The following is a 5,222-nucleotide window of genomic DNA, read 5'->3' on the forward strand; positions in this document are numbered from 1 at the left end:
CGGGCCCGCCCCGGGGCGGGGGGGTGGTCGGGGAAGGGGTCCACGCGCAGCAGGCGGGGGGCGGCGGGGTCGCCCGCCAGCAGGCGTTGGACCAGGGCGCGGAGCCAGGGCTGCGGGGCGTGCGGGGCCAGCGCGGCGAACCACATCATCCAGTCGAGGCGCAGGTGGAACGGCGCGAACTGGCGGGGAAGCCGGCGTACGTTCCCCGGCTTGCCGTGGAACTCGTACGCCTCCCACCGCGTGGAGCCGTCGGGATCGCCGTCGGGATCCGGGTCGTTCGTGCCCTCCAGGACGATTTCGAGGCGCTGCCGCGTGACGCTGCCGAAGGCGCCGTAGCTGTTGACCAGGTGGAGGCTGTTGTAGGCCCGGTTCATGTCCTGGTCGGAGGAGAGCAGGTTGCGCACCGGCCGGTAGCTCAGGAAGGCCACCAGCGCCGTCGCGGCCAGGAGCAGGGCCATGAACCAGGCGGGTGCGTCGGGCTGGTGGGCGGGCGGGGAGGGCAGCGGGAGGTGGCGCGCGGCCAGGGCGCCGTCGACGGCGGCGACCGCGAGGATCATGGTCAGCCAGTTCAGCCAGGCGAAGTTCCCCGAGGCGACCAGCCACAGCTGGGTGACGATGACCACGGCCGCCGCCCAGGTGGCCGCGGGCTGCGGGGTGAAGAGGGCGAAGGGCACGAGGAGTTGGGCCACATGGTTGGCCGCGGCCTCCACCCGGTGCAGCGGGCGTGGCAGGCGGTGGAAGAACCAGCTCAGCGGGCCCGGCATCGGCTGGGTCTCGTGGTGGTGGTAGAGGCAGGTCAGCTTGCGCCAGCACGGGTCGCCGCGCCACTTGATCAGCCCGGCGCCCAGCTCCACGCGGAAGACCAGCCACACCACCAGGTAGAGGCCGAACGTCGGCGGCGCGATGTCGTCGTTGCCCAGGAAGATCGCGAGGAAGCCCGCCTCGAGCAGCAGCGACTCCCAGCCGAAGCCGTACCAGGTCTGGCCGACGCCGACCACGGAGAGGTACAGCACCCACAGCGCGGCCCACATCGCCATCGACGCCCACAGCGGAACGGCGTCCGCGGCGCCCGCCGCCACCGCGGCGGCCAGGGCGGCGCCCAGCCAGGCCACCGCGGCGAACAGGCCGTCGGAGTAACGCCACTGGAAGATGCCCGGCGCGTGGCGGAACGGGACGGCCCGCAGGAAGGCGGGCGCCGGCGTGAGTCCGCGGGCCCCGATCAGCAGGCGGAACTCGCGCAGCGCCGCCAGGAACGCCACGAGGTAGACGAGGGCGATGCCGCGCTGGAGGACCAGGCGGCTGAGCCAGGCGTCGGGGGCGGCGATCCAGTCCATGGCTCATGGGTACCACCGCGCGGCCCGGATGACGCGGCAACGCCCGTTGACCTGGGACGCGGTGCCACGTAGCTTCTCGCCGATACACGATTTCTGGGCTCCCGCGGTTCACCCCGGGATGTAAGGAGATGCCCACATGCCGTTGACCGACATGCCGCTGGACGCGCTGCGCGACTACCGCCCGGGGGTTCCCGAGCCGGAGGACTTCGACGGGTTCTGGGCCAGGACGCTGGCCGCCGCGCGCGCGGCGGGTGGGACCTCCGCCGAGTACCGGCTCGTGCCGGACAGCCGGCTCGCGACCGTCGAGGTGTTCGACGTGCGGTTCCCCGGCTGGGGCGGGCAGCCGATCGCCGCCTGGCTGCTGCTGCCGCGCGGGGCCGAGGGGCCGCTGCCCGCGGTCGTGACCTACCAGGGGTACAGCGGCGGGCGCGGCCTGTGCACGGAGAACCTTCTCTGGAGTGCCGCCGGGTACGCGCATCTCATCGTGGACAGCCGGGGGCAGGGCCACGACACCCCCGACCCGGACCCCGTGCCGACGGCGCAGTGGGTGGGCGGCTTCATGACCCGCGGCATAGACAGCCCCGAGAACTTCTACTACCGGCGGCTGATGACCGACTGCGTGCGGGCCGTGGACGCGATCCGCGCGCACCCGGCCGTGGACGCGGACCGCGTCATCGTCCAGGGCGGCAGTCAGGGCGGCGGCCTCGCGCTCGCCGCCGCGGGCCTGGCCGGCGACGCGGTGGCCGCGGCCCTGGCCGACGTGCCGTTCCTGAGCCACTACCGGCGCGGGGCCGAGGTCGCCTCCGACGGACCGTACCGGGAGCTGGTCACCTACCTCGGGTCGCACCGGCGGGTGGACCCGGCGGGGGTGTTCGCCACGCTCAACTACTTCGACGCGCAGCACTTCGCCGCCAGGGCCACCGCCCCCGCGCACCTCAGCGTCGGGCTGATGGACCCGGTCTGCCCGCCCTCCACCGTCTACGCCGCCTACCACCGGTACGCGGGCGAGAAGGACATGACCATCTGGCAGTTCGGGGACCACGGCGGCGGGCGCGGATCCCAGCCGGTGAAGCACCTCAACTGGCTGGCCGCGCGCGGGCTCGGCGCCGGAGGCTGACCCCGGCGCCCACCGGCCACCCCTGGACAGGGGCCGCCCCTCCTGCTGTTTAATTGCGACCGGTTCGCAATAACGCACAACATTCATCAGGGGTGTGGTCCATGACGGCCCGGACACGACGCACACGGATCGCCGCGACGGCGGCGGCAGCCGCGCTGATGGCTGCCGCCGCCTGCTCCGCGCCCGGCGAGGACGGAGGCGAGGGCGGCGACGGCGACGGGAACGACTCGCTCGTCATCGGCATAGCCACCGAGCCGGAGACGCTCAGCCCGCTGCTCGGCTACGGCAAGGACGGCAACTCCAAGATCTTCGACGGCCTGCTGCGGCACGACGCCGAGCTGGAGCTCCAACCCGCGCTCGCCACCTCGCTGCCCGAGGTCAGCGACGACGGCCTCACCTACACGTTCACCCTGCGCGAGGGCGTGGAGTTCAGCGACGGGCGGCCGTTCACCGCGCGGGACGTGGTCTTCACCTACGAGACGATCCTGGACGACGCCACCAACAACGCCGCCAAGGGCGACCTCGACGCCGTCGAGTCCGTCCGTGCCGACGGCGACCACACCGTGGTCTTCACCCTCGACCACCCCTACGCGCCCTTCGCCGACCGCACCGTGCTGCCCATCGCGTCCGCCGAGGCGGCCGGCGGCCAGGACGTCAACACCGGCCCGTACAACACCGAGCCCGTCGGCACCGGCCCCTATGTCGTCACCGGATGGACGCGCGGCGAGCGCCTCACCTTCGAGGCCAACCCCGGCTACTGGGGCGGCGAGCCCGAGGTGAAGCGCCTGACCATGGCGGTCATCGCCGACGACGACGTGCGTGCCACCCGGCTGCGCTCCGGCGACCTGGACGCGGCCGTGCTCCCGCCGAGCCTCGCCGCCACGTTCGCCGACGAGGAGGGCCTCGACACCCTCCACGCCGAGTCCGGCGACTTCCGGGCCGTGACCCTGCCCTCCGACCACCCCGTCACCGGCGACCGCGCCATCCGCCGGGCCCTGGACATCGCCGTGGACCGCCGGCTGATGGTCGACTCCATCCTGGAGGGCGCCGGGCACGTCGCCCACGGCCCCCTCCCCACCGCGAGCCCCTGGTTCGCGGAGGGCACCGAACGGGCCCACGACCCCGAGGCCGCCGGGCGCCTTCTCGACGAGGCCGGCTGGCAGGAGGCCGAGGACGGGACCAGGGCCAGGGACGGGCAGCGCGCCGCGTTCACCCTCTGGTACCCGGCGGGCGACCGGCTCCGGCAGGAGCACGCCCTGGCCTACGCGGAGGACGCCGGGGCGGTCGGCATCGACATCACGGTGGAGTCCGGCCCGTGGGAGGTCATCGACGAGGAGATGGCCACCGACGCGGTGCTCGCCGGCGGCGGCAACCCGGCCGACCCCGACTTCGACCTCTACACCCTGCTCAACTCCGCACTCGCCGGCGACGGTTACCACAACATGGGCCGCTACCGGAACCCGGCCGTGGACGAGCTTCTCGAGACCGGGCGGCGCAGCGGCGACCGGGGTGAGCGCGAGGCCGCCTACGACGCCGTCCAGCGCGAGCTGGCCGAGGACCCCGGGTACACCTTCCTCACCCACATCGACCACGTCTATGTCATGGCCGACGGCTGGGAGAACGTCACCACCCAGGTCGAGCCCCACGACCACGGCCTCGGGCACGGCCCCTGGTGGAACGTGGAGGACTGGCGGGTCCGCCCGTGACCGCGCCCCGCCCCGTCCGCGGGGCGAGGACGGGGAACGTTCCCTGGGCGGCCATGGCCCGGCTCGCCGGACGGCGGCTGCTCGCCGCCGTTCCGGTGCTGGCGCTGGTCACGCTGGGGATGTTCGCGGTGGCCGCCGCCTCCCCGTTCGACCCGGTGCGCCGGTACATCGGCTCGGGCGGCGTGAGCGCCTCCCAGGAGACGCTGGACGGCCTCCGCGAGAACCTCGACGCCGACGGCACCTTCGTCGCCCAGTGGTGGACCTGGCTCGGCTCGGCCCTCACCGGCGACCTCGGCCAGTCCCTCGCCCTGCGCCAGCCCGTCTCCCAGGTCATCGGCGAACGCCTCGGCTGGTCCGTGCTGCTGTGCGCGGTCGCCTTCGCCGCGGCCGTCTCGCTCGGCACCGCGCTCGGCGTGCTCGCCGCCCGCAGGCCGGGCTCGGCGTTCGACCGGGTGGTCACCTCGCTGAGCTACACGCTCCAGGCCGCCCCGCCGTTCTGGCTCGCGCTCCTGGCCATCTGGCTCTTCGCGCTCCGCCTCGACCTCCTCCCGGCCGGTGGCCTCGGCGAGGCCGACGGCACCACGGTCACCGCCGGCGCCCTGCTGCGCCACCTCGTCCTGCCCGCCGCCGTGCTCACCGTCTCCCAGCTGCCGTGGTTCGTGCTCTACGTCCGGCAGGGCGTCTCCGACGCCCTGCACGAGGACCCGGTGCGCGGCGCCCGCGCCCGCGGGCTGGGCGAACGCACCGTGCTGCTCGGCCACGCCCTGCGCTCCGGGCTGCTGCCGGTGCTCACCCTCATCGGCACCCGCGTCCCCGAACTCATCACCGGAGCGCTGCTGGTCGAGACCGTCTTCAGCTGGCCCGGCATCGCCTCCGCGACGGTCCGCGCCGCGACCTCGACCGACTTCCCCCTCCTCGCGGCCCTGACCGTGCTCTCCGCCCTCGCCGTCCTCGCGGGCAACCTCCTCGCCGACCTCCTCTACGGGCTCGCCGACCCCCGGGTCGACCACGACGAGATGTGAACGCCATGACCGCACCCACCACCCCGGACACCTGGCACAGCCC

General features: G+C 74.0%; 4 protein-coding genes. 3 read left to right on the forward strand and 1 reads right to left on the reverse strand.

Annotated elements, in window-relative coordinates:
* The coding region (locus ADY01_RS32365) for a lipase maturation factor family protein (RefSeq protein WP_049580307.1) at positions 1-1,334 on the reverse strand (1,334 nt) is incomplete at its 3' end.
* 136 nt (positions 1,335-1,470) lie between these two features.
* Here ADY01_RS32365 and ADY01_RS32370 point away from each other — a divergent pair.
* The 3 genes from ADY01_RS32370 to ADY01_RS32380 all read left to right on the forward strand — a co-directional run bounded on the left by ADY01_RS32370 (position 1,471) and on the right by ADY01_RS32380 (position 5,179).
* Positions 1,471-2,451: an acetylxylan esterase gene (locus tag ADY01_RS32370; protein WP_049580308.1), complete on the forward strand. Its 981-nt coding sequence runs from the start codon at positions 1,471-1,473 to the stop codon at positions 2,449-2,451.
* A 101-nt stretch (positions 2,452-2,552) separates the two neighbouring features.
* Positions 2,553-4,157: an ABC transporter substrate-binding protein gene (locus ADY01_RS32375; RefSeq protein WP_049580309.1), complete on the forward strand. Its 1,605-nt coding sequence runs from the start codon at positions 2,553-2,555 to the stop codon at positions 4,155-4,157.
* A 53-nt stretch (positions 4,158-4,210) separates the two neighbouring features.
* Entirely contained in the window at positions 4,211-5,179 is a 969-nt protein-coding gene (locus tag ADY01_RS32380; protein ID WP_049580310.1) for an ABC transporter permease, read from the forward strand.
* Positions 5,180-5,222: the final 43 nt, after the last annotated feature.

Origin of the sequence: Streptomyces sp. SBT349 (genome assembly GCF_001083795.1) — a bacterium.
Taxonomy (GTDB): domain Bacteria; phylum Actinomycetota; class Actinomycetes; order Streptomycetales; family Streptomycetaceae; genus Streptomyces.